Origin of the sequence: Sulfitobacter delicatus (genome assembly GCF_900102535.1) — a bacterium.
Lineage (GTDB): Bacteria > Pseudomonadota > Alphaproteobacteria > Rhodobacterales > Rhodobacteraceae > Sulfitobacter > Sulfitobacter delicatus.
On record NZ_FNBP01000005.1, the window covers coordinates 219,247 to 237,522 of the forward strand.

General features: G+C 59.1%; 18 protein-coding genes. 16 read left to right on the top strand and 2 right to left on the bottom strand.

Annotated elements, in window-relative coordinates; all coding sequences use genetic code 11:
• Window positions 1–38 precede the first annotated feature (38 nt).
• The 3 genes from BLS57_RS11395 (at window position 39) to BLS57_RS11405 (ending at window position 3,331) form a co-directional block, all read left to right on the top strand.
• On the top strand, window positions 39–1,007 hold the full coding sequence (locus BLS57_RS11395; protein WP_093742325.1) for an ABC transporter substrate-binding protein: 969 nt from the start codon (window positions 39–41) through the stop codon (window positions 1,005–1,007).
• Between the two features lie 246 nt (window positions 1,008–1,253).
• Complete coding sequence (locus BLS57_RS11400) at window positions 1,254–2,279, top strand: ABC transporter permease (protein WP_093742326.1); 1,026 nt, start codon at window positions 1,254–1,256, stop codon at window positions 2,277–2,279.
• Between the two features lie 8 nt (window positions 2,280–2,287).
• Window positions 2,288–3,331: a quaternary amine ABC transporter ATP-binding protein gene (locus BLS57_RS11405; RefSeq protein ID WP_093742328.1), complete on the top strand. Its 1,044-nt coding sequence runs from the start codon at window positions 2,288–2,290 to the stop codon at window positions 3,329–3,331.
• A 670-nt stretch (window positions 3,332–4,001) separates the two neighbouring features.
• Here BLS57_RS11405 and BLS57_RS11410 read toward each other — a convergent pair.
• On the bottom strand, window positions 4,002–4,589 hold the full coding sequence (locus BLS57_RS11410; RefSeq protein ID WP_093742331.1) for a rhodanese-like domain-containing protein: 588 nt from the start codon (window positions 4,587–4,589) through the stop codon (window positions 4,002–4,004).
• A gap of 186 nt (window positions 4,590–4,775) precedes the next feature.
• On the opposite strand from BLS57_RS11410, the gene BLS57_RS11415 reads away from it, so the two are divergent.
• The 6 genes from BLS57_RS11415 to BLS57_RS11440 all read left to right on the top strand — a co-directional run bounded on the left by BLS57_RS11415 (window position 4,776) and on the right by BLS57_RS11440 (window position 10,152).
• A complete protein-coding gene (locus tag BLS57_RS11415; protein WP_093742335.1) occupies window positions 4,776–5,651 on the top strand; it encodes an STAS domain-containing protein in 876 nt (291 codons plus the stop codon).
• Between the two features lies 1 nt (window position 5,652).
• Window positions 5,653–6,006 (top strand): STAS domain-containing protein, encoded by a 354-nt coding sequence (locus tag BLS57_RS11420; protein WP_093742339.1) that lies wholly within the window; start codon window positions 5,653–5,655, stop codon window positions 6,004–6,006.
• Window positions 5,978–6,418 carry an ATP-binding protein gene (locus BLS57_RS11425; protein ID WP_093742341.1) on the top strand — a complete coding sequence of 147 codons (441 nt, stop codon included), beginning with the start codon at window positions 5,978–5,980 and terminating at the stop codon, window positions 6,416–6,418. The genes BLS57_RS11420 and BLS57_RS11425 overlap by 29 nt, the downstream gene beginning before the upstream one ends.
• A complete protein-coding gene (locus BLS57_RS11430; RefSeq protein ID WP_093742343.1) occupies window positions 6,415–7,425 on the top strand; it encodes an ATP-binding protein in 1,011 nt (336 codons plus the stop codon). The genes BLS57_RS11425 and BLS57_RS11430 overlap by 4 nt, the downstream gene beginning before the upstream one ends.
• Entirely contained in the window at window positions 7,422–8,558 is a 1,137-nt protein-coding gene (locus tag BLS57_RS11435; protein WP_093742345.1) for a sensor histidine kinase, read from the top strand. Before BLS57_RS11430 ends, BLS57_RS11435 begins: the two co-directional genes overlap by 4 nt.
• A gap of 154 nt (window positions 8,559–8,712) precedes the next feature.
• The gene (locus BLS57_RS11440) at window positions 8,713–10,152 is read left to right on the top strand and encodes an aldehyde dehydrogenase family protein (protein ID WP_093742347.1); all 1,440 of its coding nucleotides are present in this window, start codon (window positions 8,713–8,715) and stop codon (window positions 10,150–10,152) included.
• 98 nt (window positions 10,153–10,250) lie between these two features.
• Here BLS57_RS11440 and BLS57_RS11445 read toward each other — a convergent pair whose 3' ends face one another.
• The gene (locus BLS57_RS11445; protein WP_093742349.1) at window positions 10,251–10,823 is read right to left on the bottom strand and encodes a TetR/AcrR family transcriptional regulator; all 573 of its coding nucleotides are present in this window, start codon (window positions 10,821–10,823) and stop codon (window positions 10,251–10,253) included.
• Between the two features lie 99 nt (window positions 10,824–10,922).
• On the opposite strand from BLS57_RS11445, the gene BLS57_RS11450 reads away from it, so the two are divergent.
• The 7 genes from BLS57_RS11450 (at window position 10,923) to istB (ending at window position 18,108) form a co-directional block, all read left to right on the top strand.
• Window positions 10,923–11,489 (top strand): carboxymuconolactone decarboxylase family protein, encoded by a 567-nt coding sequence (locus BLS57_RS11450; protein WP_093742351.1) that lies wholly within the window; start codon window positions 10,923–10,925, stop codon window positions 11,487–11,489.
• 155 nt (window positions 11,490–11,644) lie between these two features.
• Entirely contained in the window at window positions 11,645–12,094 is a 450-nt protein-coding gene (locus BLS57_RS11455; protein ID WP_093742353.1) for a hypothetical protein, read from the top strand.
• 250 nt (window positions 12,095–12,344) lie between these two features.
• Entirely contained in the window at window positions 12,345–12,758 is a 414-nt protein-coding gene (locus BLS57_RS20140; RefSeq protein ID WP_093742355.1) for a TadE/TadG family type IV pilus assembly protein, read from the top strand.
• A 1-nt stretch (window position 12,759) separates the two neighbouring features.
• Window positions 12,760–14,118, top strand: a complete 1,359-nt coding sequence (locus tag BLS57_RS11465; RefSeq protein WP_093742357.1) for a Tad domain-containing protein — start codon at window positions 12,760–12,762, stop codon at window positions 14,116–14,118.
• Window positions 14,119–14,585: 467 nt separating this feature from the next.
• A complete protein-coding gene (locus tag BLS57_RS11470) occupies window positions 14,586–15,572 on the top strand; it encodes a family 8 glycosyl hydrolase (RefSeq protein ID WP_167356416.1) in 987 nt (328 codons plus the stop codon).
• Window positions 15,573–15,859: 287 nt separating this feature from the next.
• On the top strand, window positions 15,860–17,347 hold the full coding sequence (gene istA, locus BLS57_RS11475) for an IS21 family transposase (RefSeq protein WP_093740271.1): 1,488 nt from the start codon (window positions 15,860–15,862) through the stop codon (window positions 17,345–17,347).
• Complete coding sequence (gene istB / locus BLS57_RS11480; RefSeq protein WP_093740268.1) at window positions 17,344–18,108, top strand: IS21-like element helper ATPase IstB; 765 nt, start codon at window positions 17,344–17,346, stop codon at window positions 18,106–18,108. Before istA ends, istB begins: the two co-directional genes overlap by 4 nt.
• Window positions 18,109–18,276: the final 168 nt, after the last annotated feature.

Here is an 18,276-nt window from a genome sequence, read left to right on the forward strand (position 1 = left end):
TGCCTCGGCAAGTCGGCACAATACAGAGGAGATATTACATGAAACGCTTTTTGCTTGGTACGGTATTCGCCGTCGCAACACCCATGGCTGCCGCCGCTCAGGACTGCGGCGAAGTCTCGATCGCGGAAATGAACTGGGCCTCGGCTCAGATCGTCACAGCAGTGACCGAATTCCTGCTGACGCAGGGCTATTCCTGTGACGTAACCGTGGTTCCGTCCGACACCACCCCCGCCGTGACATCGCTGTCGGAAAACAACGAGCCGGACATCGTGCCGGAAATGTGGATCAACTCCGCCGGTGACGCTTATAAAAAGCTGAAAGAGAACGGCAAGATCGTCGAGCTGACAAGCGTGCTTGATCCCGGCGGCGTCGAAGGCTGGTGGATCCCAACATACCTTGCCGAAGAGCACCCCGAGCTGAAGACCATCGAAGGCATCTTGGAAAACCCCGAACTGGTCGGCGGCATGTTCAACAACTGCCCCGATGGCTGGGGCTGCCGCATCGTGAACGACAACCTGTCGCGCGCCTATGACCTCGAAGGCAAAGGCATCGAAGTGTTCAACCACGGCTCCGGCGAAACGCTGTCGACCTCCATGGCCTCGGCCTATGAGAGCGAAGAGCCATGGTTCGGCTACTACTGGGCCCCCACCACGCCGCTTGGCAAATTCGACATGACCAGCGTCGACATGGGCGAATATGACGAAGCCGCGCATAGCGCCAACCAGAACGCCGACAACCCAGAGCCCAAGCCTTCGGCCTTCCCGACGGCGCCGGTTCTGACCGTGATGACCAAGGATTTCCACGACAACAATCCTGAGATCGCGGAATTCATCGGCAACGTCACCTTCAAGACCGACGAGATGAGCAAGCTGCTCGCTTGGCAGGGTGAAAACAACGCCTCCAACGAGGAAGCGGCGGTTTACTTCTTGCAGAACAACAAGGACGTCTGGGCCGACTGGCTGAGCGAAGACGCCCGTGGCAACCTGTCGAAACTGCTTGAGCAGTAAGACAGCGTGACAGATTTTCGGGCGGGGACCTTTCTGAGGTTCCCGCCCGATTGTTTTAGAACTGGCGGCAAGACTTACGTCTTTTCACACCCACTGCGCCCCGGCCCCGCCGCGCCGCGCAGTTTCTTTGCAAGGACATAGGTGTAGATTTGCCGCCCCTCTTTGAGGCATGCTGTTCCGTGCTCCGCGCATGTTGAACGGCGCTCTCGAATAGCAAACGGCCCCAAGCGGCCGGGAAAGCGACAGATGGCAACTTACGACAACTTCTTTGACACGCTCGGCCTACGCGGCTGGTGCGGCGACTCGTCGGGCGGCGGGCTGAGCTCAATGGCCGACCTTATGGGGCAAGCCGGGGGCGACGCCGATACGACAGTGTGGGACACCCCCTTCCCGTCGCTCGACGCGCTCCACGACAGTTGCGATGCGATCCCGCAGTCGCGCGATCTGACCCAAGGGCTGGAGCAAGGGTTTCTGGCGATCAAAGACAGCCTCAAGGTCGTCGTTGATCCGCTGACCCAACCGCTGAGCTGGGCGTTGGAAGATACGCTTTGGCTGATGCAGACCGTGCCGTGGTTCATCATGATCCCGATGCTGATGCTGATCACCTATGCCGTGGGCCGCTCGATGAAGCTGGTTGGTCTGGTGGCACTGGTCTTTGGCTTTCTCGCGTTCATCGACTTTTACGAACACACGATGCAGACGCTGGCGATCATCTTTGTCTGTGCCTTCATATGTGTGCTTTTGGGCGTGCCCATCGGCATCGCCATGTCGCGCAGCGACCGGGTGCAGCGGAGCATGATTCCGATCTTGGACATGCTGCAAACCCTGCCGCCTTTCGTCTATCTGATCCCGCTGATCTTCTTGTTCTCGGTGACCGAGCCGAAACTCTATGGCATCGCGATCATTCTTTACGCCATCGTCCCGGTGGTGCGTCTGACCGATCTGGGCATTCGTTTGGTTGATCAGGATGTGATCGAAGCCGCCGACGCCTTTGGCATGACCAACCGCCAGAAGCTGTTCAAAGTGCAGATCCCGCTGGCCCTGCCCAACATCATGGCGGGTGTAAACCAGACCATCATGATGAGCCTCGCTATGGTCGTCATCGCCTCGCTGGTCTCGGCGCCGGGTCTCGGTGTGCTGGTGCTGCGTGGTATCCGGAGCCTTGAGTTGGGCGTCGGTCTTCTGTCGGGTTTGGGGATCGTTCTTTTGGCGATCATCCTTGACCGGGTCACCAAAGCCGCGCTTGCGCGGATCAACGCATCGCAGAAATGAGGCCAGCCATGACAGACGACATTAAAATCTGCGTTCGCAACCTGTATAAGATTTTCGGCGATGACCCTCAGGGCGCCTTGGAAAAGGTGCGCGGCGGGATGAGCAAGGCCGATCTTCAGGCCGAGACGGGCCATGTGCTGGGTCTCAATAACATCAACGTGGACATGCCTGCGGGCAAGACCACGGTGATTATGGGCCTGTCGGGGTCGGGGAAATCCACCTTGATCCGACACCTGAACCGCCTGATTGATCCCACGGCGGGCGAAGTGATCCTGAACGGCGAGAACATCCTCGACTATAACGAGCGGCGCCTGCGCGAGATGCGCAAGCACGAGATGTCGATGGTGTTCCAGAAGTTCGCCCTGCTACCGCATCGGACCGTGTTGGAAAACGCCGGGCTGAGCTGGGAGATCGAAGGCAAGAACCGCAAGAAATACGCGGCGGAGGCGACCAAATGGCTCAACCGTGTGGGGCTTGAGGGCCAGGGCGAGCAATATCCGGCGCAGCTTTCGGGCGGGATGCAGCAGCGTGTGGGCATTGCGCGGGCGCTGACGTCGAACTCTGATGTGATGCTGATGGACGAGGCGTTTTCGGCGCTTGATCCGCTCATTCGGACCGACATGCAGGACCTGCTGATTGAATTGCAGGCCGAGTTGCACAAGACGGTGATCTTTATCACCCACGATCTGGATGAGGCGCTGAAACTGGCGGATCATCTGGTGATCCTGAAGGACGGGTTTATCGTCCAGCAGGGTGAGCCGCAGCATATCCTGTTGAACCCGAACGATCCCTACATCGAAGCCTTTGTCAGCGACATCAACCGCGCGCGGGTGTTGCGGGTGCGGTCGGTCATGGAGAAGACTGATGTGATGCCTGCCGATATCGCGGGTGAGGTTGATTATGATGACACGCTGGAGTCGATTATTGCGGTGTCTGAAGGTGATACGACCAACAACTACCGCGTGATGCGCGAGGGCAAGCAGGTTGGCGTGTTGCACATGCGTGATCTGGTGCGGGCCTTGGTGCCGCGGCATCCGGGGGAAGCGGCATAAGCGATTTGCTAAGTGAGTATGCAGAACGGCGCTGCCCCAAGGGTGGCGCCGTTTCTGTCTACGGCCCGCGCGCTTCTATGCACTGAGGGCCAGCGCCTGCCCGCGGGTCGGCGATCTAACGGATGATCTTGCCACTTTATGGTTCAGCCAAGATGTGCGCCCGCGAAGTCGCACCAAGCCTCACCAAATCGCCTACCCGGGGGGCGGGAGGCGATGGCCCGGCGCCTACGGCTTGTTCCGGGCTGGGTGGTATCAGTCGCCGTTTCGCACGAGGGTCAGCGTCTGTCCGCGGGTTGGCGACCAAACAGCAGATCTTGCCACTTTATGGTTCAACCGTAATGTGCGGTCGCGAAGTCGCACCAAGCCTCACCAAATCGCCTACCCGGGGGGCGGGCAGACGATGGCCCGGCGCCTACGGCTTGTTCCGGGCTGGGGTGGTATCGATCAAAGTTTGGCACAAGGGCTAGCGCCTGCACGCGGGTTGGCGATCTAACGTTTCCTCGTGGCACTTTATGGTTCAACCGTGACGCCCGTTCGCGAAGTATCACCCAGCCTCACCAAATCGCCTACCCGGGCGGCGGGCAGGCGATGGCCCGGCGCCTGCGGCTTGATTCCGGGCTGGGGTGGTAACAGTCGTTACCTGAGGTTTTTGAGCAGGTGTGGTCGGTAATCACTCCCCCGTCACCGTCAGCCCAAGCATCCGCCAAACCTGCATCCCGCCGCGATAATAGGAAATCTTCTCCGCCGGATACCCCGCCGAGATCATATTGCGGATCGCGGTCGGCGATTGCCCACACCAGATGCCATTGCAGAACAACGCCACAGGCTTGGCCCCGGCACAGTCCCACCCGTCAAAATCCGCCTCGCAGCCCAGCTCGTCCATCTGGTCCAACACAAAGCTATAAGGAATGTTGATCGCGCCGGGGATCGTCCCGCCTTGGAACCAATCACTGGTGCGGCTGTCGACGACCACCGCCTCAGGGTCTTTCAGCATCTCGATCAGCTCCAACTCGCCAATCGTCGTGACCCCTTCGGCGGGCGTAAAAGGCTGAATGCAGAAGTCCGGACAGGGCCGCGAGGTCTTAGCCCAATCGCCGGTCAGCTTGTTGTCCGTGTCCTGGATGCGGCTGATCTCGGCCTCGCCCTCGGCGGTGGGCACGGTGACGCTGGGCATATCCTTGGTGATCCCCACCGCGACATCCGCCCAGGCCGCCCCGCCCGCGCAGAGCAGACCGATTGCATAAGCCAGTCGTTTCATCTTAACCTCCCGATATAAATGATCTGAACTAAACCTAGCGCAGACGGAACAGACGACCAACGCTGCGGCGTGGGGATGTCCCCGGCCTTTGACGGCGCCATGCCGCCGACGAATTTCGCTGTTCCTATTGACACTTCGCGCTGCGGTTGGCCTATGGGCCATTAGCAATAGACACTGGGGTTCAAGATGGCGCAATCCGCAACGGCCAACATACTGACGGTTCTCGACACTGATTTTAAAGGTATCATTGAGGAATGGTTGGGCACTCAGGTTAAGGAAGGCGTCAAGCGTTCTGACCTCTTTTCCGACGCTGAAAGCCGGGCCCAGAACCGTGAACTTCTCAAAGCATTTTCCAAAGGGATCCGCGACGGCGTGACGGGCGAGGATTTCGACCTCGACGACGACCAATGGGACGACCTGCGTGCCGTGCTGGCCGATGTCAGCCGCGAACGCGTGAGCCGGGGTGTGACGCCGACCGAAATGGCGACTTTCGTGCTGGCGCTCAAGGCACCCCTGTTCAAGCGACTGGAAGCTTTGGAGACCTCCGATCACAGCGTGCTGATCCGCGATGTCATGCTGGTCACCCGTCTGGTCGATGCTTTCGCGATCTACACCAACGAGATTTTCATCAACGAGCGCGAGCAGATCATAGACCGCCAGCGCCAAGAGATGCTGGAACTCTCGACCCCAGTGGTCGAACTGTGGGACCGCGTCCTGACTCTGCCCCTGATCGGCACGCTGGATTCCGCGCGTGCGCAGGAGGTTATGGAAAACCTGCTGCAAACCATCCTGGAGCGTCAGGCCGAAGTTGTCATCATGGACATCACCGGCGTCGGCACCGTGGACACGCAGGTCGCGCAACACCTGCTGCGCGCCGCCGCTGCGGTGCGCCTGATGGGTGCCGAATGCATCATCAGTGGCATCAGCCCGATGATCGCGCAGACCATGGTGCAGCTTGGCATCGATGTGGGCACCGTCTCGACCCGCTCCAGCATCCGCACCGCACTGTCGGACGCTCTGCTCACGGTCGGCTATGTGATCAAGAAAACCGGGGACCAGTGAGTTGGCCGGTGTCACATCGATAAACCTTGTTGAACGGGCGCTGCTCGTCTCGATTCAAGATGACATCACGGACACCGAGATTCTGGAACTGCAGGACCGGCTGTCGAATAGGATCGCCCAGAACCGCATCGACGGGGTGATCCTCGACATCTCCGCGCTGGAGATCGTGGACACTTTTGTTGGGCGGGTGATCGCGCAGCTCGCCGGAATCTCCAAGCTGCTGGCAGCCGAGACCTATGTTGTCGGCATGCGGCCCACCGTGGCCGTGACGCTGGTCGAGCTTGGTATGTATCTGCCCGAAATACGCACCGCCCTTAGCCTGACCCATGCCCTTGCCCAGCTACGCCGCGTTTGATGAAAGCGACCTTGGCGCGCAGGTTTTGCTGTCTCAGCATAAGCTGAAGAGCAGCGGCGATGCTGTGACCGCGCGCCAAGCCGTGGCGCGCTACATGAAAGACAACGGCGCGTCAGCGCTGAGCGTGACCCGCTTTGCCACTGCTGTGAGTGAAATCGCCAGAAATGCGATCAACCACGCTGGCGGCGGCGAGTTTTCCATCTATGTCGACCGAGGCCGCAAACAGCTGACCGTGGTCTGCTGGGATAAGGGACCGGGCATCGCGGATGTAAAGCTGGCGCTGAGCGACGGCTATACCTCGGGCGGCGGTCTGGGCCGGGGGCTTGGCGGCGCACAGCGCTTGGCGGGCCGTTTTGAAATTCGCACCGCGGTCGGTGCGGGAACCAGCGTGTTGATGAGTGTGACCCTATGAAGCAATGGATCGACGTTCAGGATCAAAGCGCCATCGCCGTGGTACGCCGCTTTGCGCAGCGTTTGGCAACCCGGCACGGCTGGCCCAAGCTGCGGGTCGATGAACTGGCCATCGTCGCGACCGAGGCCACGACCAACATCCTGCGCTATGCAGGTAAGGGCCGCGTTTTGATCAACGCCATGCCGGAGCCCGAGGGCGAGCAGATCGTCATGGTCTTTACCGACCGCGGTCCCGGCATTTCTGACTTGGACAATATGATTCAGGACGGGGTCAGCAGCGGCGATTCCGCCGGGCTCGGCCTTGGCGCGATCCAGCGGCTGTCGAACAGTTTCGATATCTTCAGCGGACCGGAAACCGGCACGACGATTGTCTGTAGCTTTACCAAGGGAGATGCGGCGCCGGGCTATGGGATCGACGCGATTGGTCTGCGGGTCTGCCACCCTAACGAACGGGTTTGCGGCGATCATTTCCTTCTGCGCCAGACCCCCAAAGCCACCGATGTGCTGATCTGCGACGGGCTAGGCCATGGGCCTGAGGCCGATGCCGCGGGGCAAGAGGTGCGCGAGGCGGTGTTGCACAGCCGAGCCAGCAACAGCGAACCCGGTGCGGTCATGGGCGAAGTAACCGAGCAACTGGTCGGCAAACGCGGCGCGGTGGCGGCCTTGGTCCATATCGCCCAGCCAGAGATGACGCTGCGCTATGCGGCCCTTGGCAATATCGCCACGCTGCGGGTGCGCGGGGATGAGATCAAACGCCTGCCGGTTCGCGACGGGCGCATCGGTGCGCGGACCACGCGCGGTTATGAGGAAAGCTTTGATCTGGAGCCGGGCGATTTGATGATCCTGCACAGCGACGGGCTGCGCACCCTGCGCGACAATTTCCTGCCGCAGGGCCTGCTGCATAAGTCGCCCCTCCTGATCGCCGGTTATCTGCTCGACCGTGCCTTTCGCGGGCGCGATGATGCCTCGATCGTCGTGCTGCGGCTGGCCCGGGAGACGCTGCGATGAAAGCCAACCAACTGACCTCGGTGAACCTCGAAAAAGGCAGCGATATCGCCACCCTACGCCAGATCGCGCTGACCTTGACCGAGGCGATGGGCTTTGCCTCATTCGAACGCACCCGCACGGTGACTGCCGCCGTGGAACTGGCACGCAATGCGATTGAGCATGGCCAAAAGGGTCGTGCGCGTTTCTCGCTGACCGATCTGGAGGGCAAGCCCGCGCTTGGGTTGACCGTGATCGACCAAGGCCGTGGCATCGAGAAGGAAAAGCTCGACCCCGCGCGCGACATCGTCTCGGAAACCGGCATGGGCCTTGGCCTGCGCGGCGTGCAGCGGATCGCGGCGCGGTTTGACGTCGACACCGGACAGGAAGGCACGCGCGTTCATGCGGACTTCCTCTTGCCCGCAAGCCAGACCGATATGGCGCGGATCAAGATCAATGCACAGGAAGCACTGGAGGCCTATAGCGCCAAGGACCCGACCGCCGCGCTGACCGAGCAGAACCGTGAGTTGAGCGAGAGCATCGCCGACCGTGACCTCTTGATGCAAGAATTGCACCACCGCACCGGCAACAACCTCGCGCTGATTGTCGCGCTGATCCGCATGAGCAAATCGCAAGCCCAGGCCGATGAGACCAAACAGGTGCTGCGCGAGTTGGAGACCCGCGTCGGCTCGCTGTCAAAAGCGCATGAGTTGATGCAGCGCTCGACCGACAGCACCGATCTCGACCTTGCCGATATGCTGAGCGAGGTCACCAAGAACGCGGAGCGGGCCTTTACCGGCGACACCCAGAGCATCGGCATCAAACTGGTCTGCCCGCCCCTGTCTTTGGACAACAAACTGGCGGTGGATATCGGGCTGATCGTGGGCGAGTTGATCACCAATGCCTATAAACATGCCTTTACCGGGCGCGCTAAAGGGCTGATCACGATTGAGGTTCAACGCGAGGAGGACGGCGGGCTCACGCTGCTGGTCTATGACGATGGTGTTGGCCTGCCCGATGATGCGCCCCGCCCTGAACGGTCGGATTCGCTCGGCTGGCGTATGATCCGCACGCTGACCTTCCAGCATGAGGCAACGCTTTCGACGGCAAGCAACGGCGGGCTCTGCGTCGAAATCCGCTTCCATGCCCTCGGCTGAGTTCTGCGGCCTCGGCTGTCCGCACAAATATTTGGTCAAAAAACACACGCTGAACTTTTCCATCGGTAAAATATGTCCTAAGCCTAGCGTGAGCCGGCAATTCCCGGACCAAGGACAGGCCCCCGCGGCCCCCTAGACAGCAACGGAGACGAGCATGATCGAAAAACGTGATTTCTATATCGATGGCAAATGGGTCGCCCCGCAAGACGGCCGCGATCATCAGGTCATCGACCCCTCCACCGAAGAGCCCTGCACCGTGATCTCGATTGGCGGTCAGGCCGACGTCGATGCCGCCGTGGCCGCTGCCAAAGCCGCCCTGCCCGCTTGGATGGCGACCGCACCCGAAGACCGTATCGCGCTGATGGAAAAGCTCGCCGAGGTTTACAAAGCGCGGGCCGACGATATGGCCCAAGCGATCAGCACCGAAATGGGCGCGCCGATTGAATTGGCACGGTCCTCGCAATGGGGTGCGGGCTATAGCCACCTGAAGAACTTCATCAAAGCGGCCAAGGATTTCGACTTTATCAAGCCGCTGGGTGACCACGCCCCGAACGACCGGATCATTCACGAAGCTGTCGGAGTCGTGGCGATGATCACGCCGTGGAACTGGCCAATGAACCAGGTGATGCTGAAAGTGGGCGCCGCTGTGGCCGCAGGTTGCACCATGGTGCTGAAACCCTCCGAGGAAAGCCCGCTCAGCGCGATGATCTTTGCCGAGATGATGGATGAGGCAGGCTTCCCCGCCGGTGTCTTCAACCTTGTTAACGGCGACGGCATGGGTGTGGGCACTGCGCTGACCGGCCATGAAGACGTGGATATGGTGAGCTTTACCGGTTCCACCCGCGCGGGCATTGCGATCTCGAAAAACGCGGCGGATACGCTGAAGAAGGTTCACCTTGAGCTGGGTGGCAAAGGCGCCAACCTCGTCTTTGCGGACGCTGACGAGAAAGCCGTGAAACGCGGTGTGCTGCATATGATGAACAACTCCGGCCAGAGCTGTAACGCGCCGAGCCGGATGATGGTTGAGGCCAGCGTCTATGACCAAGCGGTTGAGATTGCTGCTGAAGTTGCCTCCAAGATCACCGTCGGCCCGGCCAGCGAAGAAGGCCGGCATATCGGTCCGGTGGTGAACGAAAGCCAGTGGGGCAAGATCCAAGATCTGATCCAGAAGGGCATCGACGAAGGCGCGCGGCTGGTGGCTGGCGGCACCGGCCGTCCCGAAAACCTAAACCGCGGCTTCTATGTCAAACCCACGGTCTTTGCCGATGTTACGCCCGATATGACCATCGCGCGTGAGGAAATCTTTGGCCCCGTGCTGTCGATCATGAAGTTCGAGAGCGAAGACCAGGCGGTCGAGATGGCGAATGACACGGTCTACGGTCTGACCAACTACGTGCAGTCCCAGGACGGCGCGCGCCGCAACCGTTTGGCGCAAAAGCTGCGGTCCGGCATGGTTGAGATGAACGGCGAAAGCCGTGGCGCGGGCGCGCCCTTTGGTGGCATGAAGCGTTCCGGCAATGGCCGCGAAGGCGGGGTCTGGGGGATCGAAGACTTCTGCGAAGTCAAAGCGGTTTCCGGCTGGGCGAACGACTGATCCCGATCTGAATGTGAAATCTAAGCGGCAGGGCCAAGCGACGGGCCCTGCCGTTTTTTATTCTGCGCTTGGTTGATAGGCTCACACAACTTCCACTCTTACAACCGCGACAGGCTCTCCGAGATTTCCCGCGCGATGGCATGGGCGTCGATCCCCTCTCGTTCAGCCGACACCCGCAGCCCCAACAGATCGCTCTGATAGCGCCGTGCCAGTGCCATAGGGTCATGGTCTGCCCCAATCACACCTTCGCTCTGCAACTGCGCGAAGAGTGCGGCAAACTGCTCTTCCATACCCATGAGATGCGCGCTGGCCCGTTTTGCCAGCGGGTGGCCGTGGGTTTGCAACTCCAGCAAGGTTTTTGAGAGCATGCAGGCTTTGGCCGGCGCCTCCGCATTGCAAATCGCCAGTTCCGGGTAGCGTTTGAGGGCCTCCATCGCGCCATGCTGCGCGACCAGATCGGCGAGGCGCGCGGCACCATCTTCGGCATATTTGTCCAAAGCGATTTCGAACAGCGCCTCTTTCGACCCGAAGGCCGCGTAGAAACTGCCCGGCTTCATCTTCAGCACCTCTTCGAGGTCTTTAAGCGACGTACCAGCCCAGCCCTGCCGCCAGAACAGATCGCGGGCGCGGGCGATAAGGTCGGCGCGGTCGTAGTTGGGTTTGCGGGGCATGGGATCACCATATGTTGAACGATCACTCAAATATATACTTGAGTGATCGCTCAAGAAAGCCTAAATGACAGATATAGTTGCTTAACAAAGGAAAACCCGATGAAATTCCCTTCGCACGACGAAACCACCGCGCCCGAAGCCTCCAAGCCACTGCTGGCCGCGTCGCAAAAGGCCTTTGGCCGTCTGCCCGGTCTCCACAAAGTGCTTGCCGAAAGCCCGCAGGCCTATGAGGGCTACCAAGTGCTGCACAAGCTCTTCACCGAAACGGATTTCGATGCCGAGGAACTCACCGTGGTCTGGCAGTCGATCAACGTTGAGCATGAGTGCCACTACTGTGTTCCGGCCCATACCGGCATTGCGAAGATGATGAAGGTCTCGGACGAGATTTCCGAAGCGCTCCGCAATGAGACCCCCCTGCCCACGCCGAAGCTTGAGGCGCTGCGGAGCTTCACCGTTCAGATGGTGCGCAGCCGGGGCAATGTGTCTGAAGGTCAGATGCAGGCGTTTTTTGGCGCAGGCTATGGCCACCGCGCCGTGCTCGACGTGATCCTTGGCCTCGCCCAGAAAACCATGTCGAACTATATCAACCACGTGGCCGAGACGCCGGTGGATGAGGTCTTTCAACCGCTGGCATGGCGCCGAGGTGACAAGCCGCTCGCTGCATAAACCGACAGGCGCGCCCATAAGCGGCGCGCCTTTTTTCATGCGCGCGGGCTTCTGACGCCCCGCCAACTTCTTCCTTAGCTGACAAATCTCTGCCCACCAGAGCTATAGGCATCTGGTGGACCAAAGCTGCTGTCCTTCTTCAAGAGACCTAACCCATGCCTCTCACACAGACCCTTCGCACCCTAGCTCTTGCTGGGCTTGCCGGTGAAATCGCCTTTGAACTCTACGCTTGGCTCCTGTCCCCCATCCTCTTTGGCGTAGCCCTCGCCCCGGCGAACCTCGTGGTCGCACTCGGAAAGATCTTTCTGGGGATCACCCTGCCCTATTGGCTTGGGTTCGCGCTGCATATCGCGGTTGGGATCTTCGGCTTTTCCGTTTTCGTCTGGCTGGTGCATCGTTTGACGCGGCTGGGGCCGGTCCTGTCGGGCGCGCTATCGGGCTTTGCGCTTTGGTTTATCGCGCAAGGGTTTCTGGCGACGCTGGTAGGACGCAGCTTTATGATGGGGTTTGGCGCCTATACGCAATCATCCTTTATCGGGCATGTCGGGATGGCGATGGTGATCGGCTATGTGATCGCGACGCTGCAACGCCGGCGAGCGGTGTGAATTGAGCGAACGGCAGGTGGTTTGCCGCTTGCCGTTGGCGTCATGTAGAGCGAACTAGCCGAGGTGGAGTGAGCGAGCTTTGGCGCTTCAAGTCTGACAATACGCCTAAAAAAGCAACAGACTAACGGGTTTTCTCATCGAATCACCGTTCATTGGCCTTAATTCGGCCATTTCCTTAGGTCATTAAAAGATTGACTTAGTAAGTAGATTTTAGTGGTGCGGGATCATGGATCGGCGTTTTAGAGAATTTATGCAGCTTTCGAAGGTTAGATTTAAGCGGGTGCGCAGCTTCTGCGAAGAGGACAGCGGGTCCGCCACAATTGAGTCCGTGATCTGGCTACCGATTTTCGCCTTCGCACTCGCGCTCATTATGAACGTTTCCATGGTGTACTTCTTTGAGTCTCAAATGACGCGAATAGTTCAAGATGGTAATCGTGCGTTTTCCTTGGGACGCCTCGCTGATGGGGACGCAGTACAAGAGTATATTCTTGGTCAGCTTACACATCTGGACGCTGACATCTCCGTGGCCACGACGATCTCAGGCGGCTTCGTCCGAACCGATCTTATAGCACCCGCCGGCGATCTTATGCCCCTTAGTATGGCCCGCAGTGCATTCAATAACGTGAAAATTCGCGTCAGCGCTCAGCATATAGTGGAGTTTTAGGATGGTTCGCAGCAAACAGTTCGATTGGGTGACTGACGAAGACGGCTCGACGACGATCCTTTCACTTTTTTTATTCATGATTGCGCTTGTCCTCGGCGGGCTTGCAATTGATTTCAACAAAGTAGTCTCTGAACGCACCCAGTTGCAGGTAGCTGCCGATAGTGCCGCCCATGCTGCCCTTTATACCCGCGAGCGAGATGGCTCCGAGGCCGCCGTCGCAAAGGCACTGGAAACAGTTACCGATATGCTCCCCGAAAGCCAGTTCGGAAGCACAGCGCTGATGACCACGGACGTTAACTTCGGAGAATGGAACAAAAGCGAGCTCACTTTTTCGGAGAACGCCGACTCCACGACAGCCGTTCGCGTTCAAGCCATGATGAAGCAGGAGCGTGACAACGCATCGCGAAATATTTTGTTGCGACTAATTGGACAAGACACTTTCGACGTAAGCGTGGAGTCCGTCTATTCTACCTACTTCCCTGGGTGCTTTACCGAAGGTTTCGTCGCTGAGGGCGTAGTGGATATACAGTCGAACAATAGTTTCACGGACGGATTTTGTATCCATTCGAACCAATACGTCAGCATGAATCAGAACAACTACTTCGAACCTGGAACTGTGGTTTCGATGCCGAACGTCGAAGATCTAGATATTCCTAAATCTGGGTTTGATAAGAACGATGGCCTGCAGACTGCTTTGCGCTCGGGCAGCTATCGCCTGCGCCTTCTGAACCAGTTGCCCGACATTATCGAGAGCTTTTGGAGCGCAAAGGCTGAGCACCTTCCGCCTTATGTAAGCTCCGGATATTACTATGATGTCGATCTAAAGGAGTTTCCCGGATTACCGCCGGACGAGCCAAAGCCCAAAGGAAACACCAATTCCTTAAATCCGTATCATTTTGAGCCTAATACGGTGAACCGGATGTCGTGTGGAGGTTCTGGAAAAATTACAATGGACGCGGGTTTATACGAGCAGTTTGTTTTCATCTCTGATTGCGAAGTGAAATTTTCCAACGGTGTTATTCTTGAAGATGTCGTCATCGCGACAACGGATACGGGTGCGAGTTCACTCAATTCCCCTCAGGGCTTACAAATTGGCCGGCACGACAATTGCGCTCCCGGAGGAGGTGCCACTCTCATGACCCTCGGCGGCTTTAGTGCCGCATCTTCCTTAAGCGTTCACAACGGACAAATCCTAGCTATGGGGGACATCGATTTCGCCGCGAATGCCGGTGGAGTGAAAGGAGCGTCGTTCGTCTCCTATGGTCAGATTGATGGAACGAGCAATATGGATATGGGGTACTGCCAAAACTCCGGGATGGAAGACGTATACCGCGCGCCATACTTCCGGATGGTCGATTGATTACCCGACGCTGCTGACGCCTTGGTTATATAATGACGCTTCAAGTCGACTTGTACGGCGCCTATACGAATGGTTATAGGTCGGGTAGCGTACGCTGTAAGCGTCTTTCCATTTCCATCCGATGGTCACGCCTGCAGTTTCTGGTGAAGAATAGGCTCCAATCGGACATGTCCATCAAGACGTTAAAGTGTGGCATGCGGTGCCTTGGAATGGACGACAACTCGAAGAGCAGCCCACGCGAATTTTCTCACTAACGCGCGAGTGGAAAGGGCTCCCATACCAACTGAGAACTGCCAAGCGCATACGCCAAATAACATCTGGCGACGCTGTTGAGTCGGGATATTTGCAATTGCATGACCAATCGACCCTTATGGTACGCGCATTATACGGTTTCTTCTGAAATCGCCCACGAACAAACCGGTGCAGCAGAGGGTTAAAAAGAATGTTCCGCTATAACAAGGTGAGCAATGAATAGGCGCCAACTGCTGATGACCTTACCCTGCATCGCCATGGCGTCCTCTGCTTGGGGGCAAGATCTCACGTTGGACAATTGGAGCGCTTGGAAAGCGGCGTATCTTAACGAGAGTGGACGGGTCATCGACGATGGTAACGACGGGATCAGCCATTCTGAAGGGCAAGCCTATGGCCTGCTCCTTGCGCAGGCCTTTGGGGATCGGGACGCGTTCAGGCGTATTGAGGGATGGACCCAGAGCAAGCTCGCGATCCGGCCTGACGGGCTGATGGCATGGAAGTGGCAAGCCGACGGAGTGGCCGACCTTCGAAACGCCACGGACGGCGACCTCCTGCGCGCTTGGGCGCTGCTGCGTGCCGCGCGAGATTCCGGATGGGGCGAATATGAGGGTAAGGCCGCGCAAATCTGCCGCGGACTTGTTGAGACCTGCCTTGCGCCTGACCCTCGGGTGGCGAATGAGTTCTTGCTCAAACCAGCCAGCCATATGACGGCAACCGACCAGTCGGTGATCGTGAACCCGTCTTATTACATGAGCCGTGCGCTGATCGAACTGGGGGAGGCTTTCGGACTGGTTGATCTACTGCGCACTGCCGCGCATGGCGAACAGCTGCTGCGTGATCCCGCAGCCCTGCGCGATTGGATCAATGTCACCCCGAGTGGCATGAAGGCAGCAACAGACTTGTCCAATGCCTTTGGCTGGGACGCGCTGCGCATACCGCTCTATTTGTTCTGGTCAGGGCGCCATGACCATCCGGCATTAGGGGCGGCCAGCACCCGCTTCGCGAGCGCAACCTTGGCCGAGCATGTCGCGACTGTTACGGCCCCGTCGGGACAGTTAATTGCGCAAAGCGACGCGGCGGGTTTTCGGGCGGTGGCCGACCTTGCCGCCAAAAATCCCCCTGCAAAGCCGCGCCCTGGTCAAAGCTATTACGCTGATACGCTTGCGCTTTTGGCGCAAATTGCATGGCGCGAAGGCATATAATCGCCACTTTCTCCCTTTAAGATTCAACTTGCTGCGCGTTGGTCAAAGTCGCCTTGCGGCTGCTGCAGAAATACAATCCAACGTAGAATATTGGCTATACTGGAGATAACGCATGAAGTTGCTACGCCTGATCCTCAGCATCGTACTTATCGCGGTTGCACTATGGGTGAGAACGGCGGTGCAAAATTAGACCACGGTAGCGCCGTCGTATTGGCGGTGCGGGCGGCGTAAAATTCGTCCACTTTTTCCCTTCTTGCGGCAGCAGGGAGGGTGAGGAGATTTACACCGTGGAACTTTATCTGAAGGTGAGGCTGGCGCGCAGCGAGGGGATGAGCCAGCGGGATCTGGCGCGCCATTTCAACATATCGCGCGACAGCGTTCGCAAAATGTTGGCGTTCTCGTCGCCGCCGGGCTACCGGCGCACGAAGGAGATCAAGCGTCCCAAGCTTGATGGGTTTACCGAGATCATCGATGGCTGGCTTGAAGAGGACAGGAAGTTGCCTCGCAAGCAGCGCCACACGGCGAAGCGGATCCACGAGCGGCTCAGGACGGAACACGAGTTCACCGGCGGCTATACGATCATTAAGGACTACGTTCGGCAGCGTGAACGACGCACCCGTGAGATGTTCGTGCCGCTGGCGCATCCGCCGGGCCATGCGCAAGCTGATTTTGGCGAAGCGTTGGTTGTGATCGGGGGTGTCGAACAAAAGGCCCACTTCTTCGTCCTGGATTTGCCCCACAGCGATGCCTACTTCGTGCGAGCCTACCCGGCGGCGACGGCGGAGGCCTGGATGGACGGGCATGTGCATGCCTTTGCCTTCTTTGGCGGGGTGCCTCTGTCGGTTCTCTACGACAACGACCGTTGTCTGGTCTCGAAGATCCAGCCGGATGGTACACGGGTCCGCGCGACGCTGTTCAGCGGGCTGCTGTCGCATTACTTGTTCCGAGACCGCTACGGACGGCCGGGCAAAGGGAATGACAAGGGCAATGTCGAGGGGATGGTGGGCTATGTCCGCCGCAACCACATGGTGCCGATCCCCCACTTCCCGGATTGGGAGAGCTTCAACACCTATCTTGAAGAGCAGTGTCGCGCCCGTCAGACTGATACACTCCGTGGGCACACGGAGACGATCGGCGCGCGCGTGCAGCGGGATCTGGCCGAGATGCGCCCCTTGCCAGCCGCTCCCTTTGAGGCCTGCGCACAGGCCAGCGGCCGGGTGAGCTCCCAATCGTTGGTCCGCTACGGCACCAACGATTACTCGGTCCCCGTGGCCTATGGCCATCAGGATGTCTGGGTGCGGGCCTATGTTGATCAGGTGGTGATTGGCTGCCGTGGGGACGTGATCGCACGCCATCCGCGGTGCTACGCGCGCGAGGACATGGTGTTCGACCCGATCCACTACCTCCCGCTGATCGAACGCAAGATCAATGCTTTGGATCAGGCCGCGCCCCTTGCGGGGTGGGACTTGCCAAAAGAGTTCGACACGCTGCGCCGCCTGATGGAAGCGCGCATGCTGAAGATAGGGCGCCGCGAGTATGTTCAGGTGCTGCGCCTCCTGGAGACCTTCGGCATGGATGAGCTACACGCCGCCGTAAAGCAGGCCCTGAAGATGGGCGCGGTCGGCTTTGATGCTGTGAAGCATCTGGTGCTGTGTCAGGTCGAGAAGCGGCCACCACGGCTCGACCTCGACGTGTACCCCTACCTGCCACGGGCGCGGGTCGAGACGACCTCAGCGGCCAGCTACATGTCCCTGATGTCGGAGGCTGCGAAATGACCCATGCCCCCGAAATCCTGCTGGAGCATCACCTCAAGAGGCTGAAGCTTCCGACATTCCTGCGTGAGTATCAGAAGGTGGCGCGCCAATGCGCCGCCGAGGGCTTGGACCATGTCCAGTTCCTGACGCGCTTGGTCGAACTGGAGCTGATCGATCGCGAGCGACGGATGGTCGAGCGCCGCATCAAGGCGGCCAAGTTCCCGGCCACCAAAAGCCTCGACAGCTTCGACTTCAAGGCAATCCCCAAGCTCAACAAAATGCAGGTGCTTGAGCTGGCGCGCTGCGACTGGATCGAACGGCGCGAGAACGTGATTGCCCTCGGCCCAAGCGGCACCGGCAAAACCCACGTCGCACTCGGCCTGGGGCTCGCTGCTTGCCAGAAAGGGATGATGGTCAGCTTCACCACCGCCGCGGCCTTGGTCAACGAACTGATGGAGGCGCGCGACGAGCGTCGCTTGCTGCGGGTCCAAAAACAGATGGCCAACGCCAAGCTGCTGATCATCGACGAATTGGGCTTCGTCCCTCTCTCCAAAACCGGGGCCGAGCTGCTCTTTGAATTGATCTCGCAGCGCTACGAGCGCGGGGCTACGCTGATCACGAGCAACTTGCCCTTCGATGAATGGACGGAAACCTTCGGAACCGAGCGCCTGACCGGGGCGCTCCTCGACCGGCTGACCCACCACGTCAACATCCTCGAGATGAACGGCGAAAGCTATCGCTTGGCCCAAAGCCAAGCGCGAAAAGCCACCAAAACCTCCTGATCGACAATCCATGCCTTGGCCCTCACGGGCCAAGGCGGCTAGTCAACCGACAGCTATTTGGGGAGCGCGGTCGACTGGCCGCCAGCACTCTATGCACCCTTCACGCCCAACCCCAAAGTGGCCTACTTTTGCGCCGCCCTTTGGTCGGGTTTTACTCCGCCGTTGACA

What these genes read in the sequence shown, in the direction of transcription:
- BLS57_RS11395 (WP_093742325.1), top strand. Translation starts at nt 39, where the DNA reads ATGAAACGCTTTTTGCTTGGTACGGTATTCGCCGTCGCAACACCCATG.
- BLS57_RS11400 (WP_093742326.1), top strand. Translation starts at nt 1,254, where the DNA reads ATGGCAACTTACGACAACTTCTTTGACACGCTCGGCCTACGCGGCTGG.
- BLS57_RS11405 (WP_093742328.1), top strand. Translation starts at nt 2,288, where the DNA reads ATGACAGACGACATTAAAATCTGCGTTCGCAACCTGTATAAGATTTTC.
- BLS57_RS11410 (WP_093742331.1), bottom strand. Translation starts at nt 4,589, where the DNA reads ATGAAACGACTGGCTTATGCAATCGGTCTGCTCTGCGCGGGCGGGGCG.
- BLS57_RS11415 (WP_093742335.1), top strand. Translation starts at nt 4,776, where the DNA reads ATGGCGCAATCCGCAACGGCCAACATACTGACGGTTCTCGACACTGAT.
- BLS57_RS11425 (WP_093742341.1), top strand. Translation starts at nt 5,978, where the DNA reads ATGCCCTTGCCCAGCTACGCCGCGTTTGATGAAAGCGACCTTGGCGCG.
- BLS57_RS11430 (WP_093742343.1), top strand. Translation starts at nt 6,415, where the DNA reads ATGAAGCAATGGATCGACGTTCAGGATCAAAGCGCCATCGCCGTGGTA.
- BLS57_RS11435 (WP_093742345.1), top strand. Translation starts at nt 7,422, where the DNA reads ATGAAAGCCAACCAACTGACCTCGGTGAACCTCGAAAAAGGCAGCGAT.
- BLS57_RS11440 (WP_093742347.1), top strand. Translation starts at nt 8,713, where the DNA reads ATGATCGAAAAACGTGATTTCTATATCGATGGCAAATGGGTCGCCCCG.
- BLS57_RS11445 (WP_093742349.1), bottom strand. Translation starts at nt 10,823, where the DNA reads ATGCCCCGCAAACCCAACTACGACCGCGCCGACCTTATCGCCCGCGCC.
- BLS57_RS11450 (WP_093742351.1), top strand. Translation starts at nt 10,923, where the DNA reads ATGAAATTCCCTTCGCACGACGAAACCACCGCGCCCGAAGCCTCCAAG.
- BLS57_RS11455 (WP_093742353.1), top strand. Translation starts at nt 11,645, where the DNA reads ATGCCTCTCACACAGACCCTTCGCACCCTAGCTCTTGCTGGGCTTGCC.
- BLS57_RS20140 (WP_093742355.1), top strand. Translation starts at nt 12,345, where the DNA reads ATGCAGCTTTCGAAGGTTAGATTTAAGCGGGTGCGCAGCTTCTGCGAA.
- BLS57_RS11465 (WP_093742357.1), top strand. Translation starts at nt 12,760, where the DNA reads ATGGTTCGCAGCAAACAGTTCGATTGGGTGACTGACGAAGACGGCTCG.
- BLS57_RS11470 (WP_167356416.1), top strand. Translation starts at nt 14,586, where the DNA reads ATGAATAGGCGCCAACTGCTGATGACCTTACCCTGCATCGCCATGGCG.
- istB (WP_093740268.1), top strand. Translation starts at nt 17,344, where the DNA reads ATGACCCATGCCCCCGAAATCCTGCTGGAGCATCACCTCAAGAGGCTG.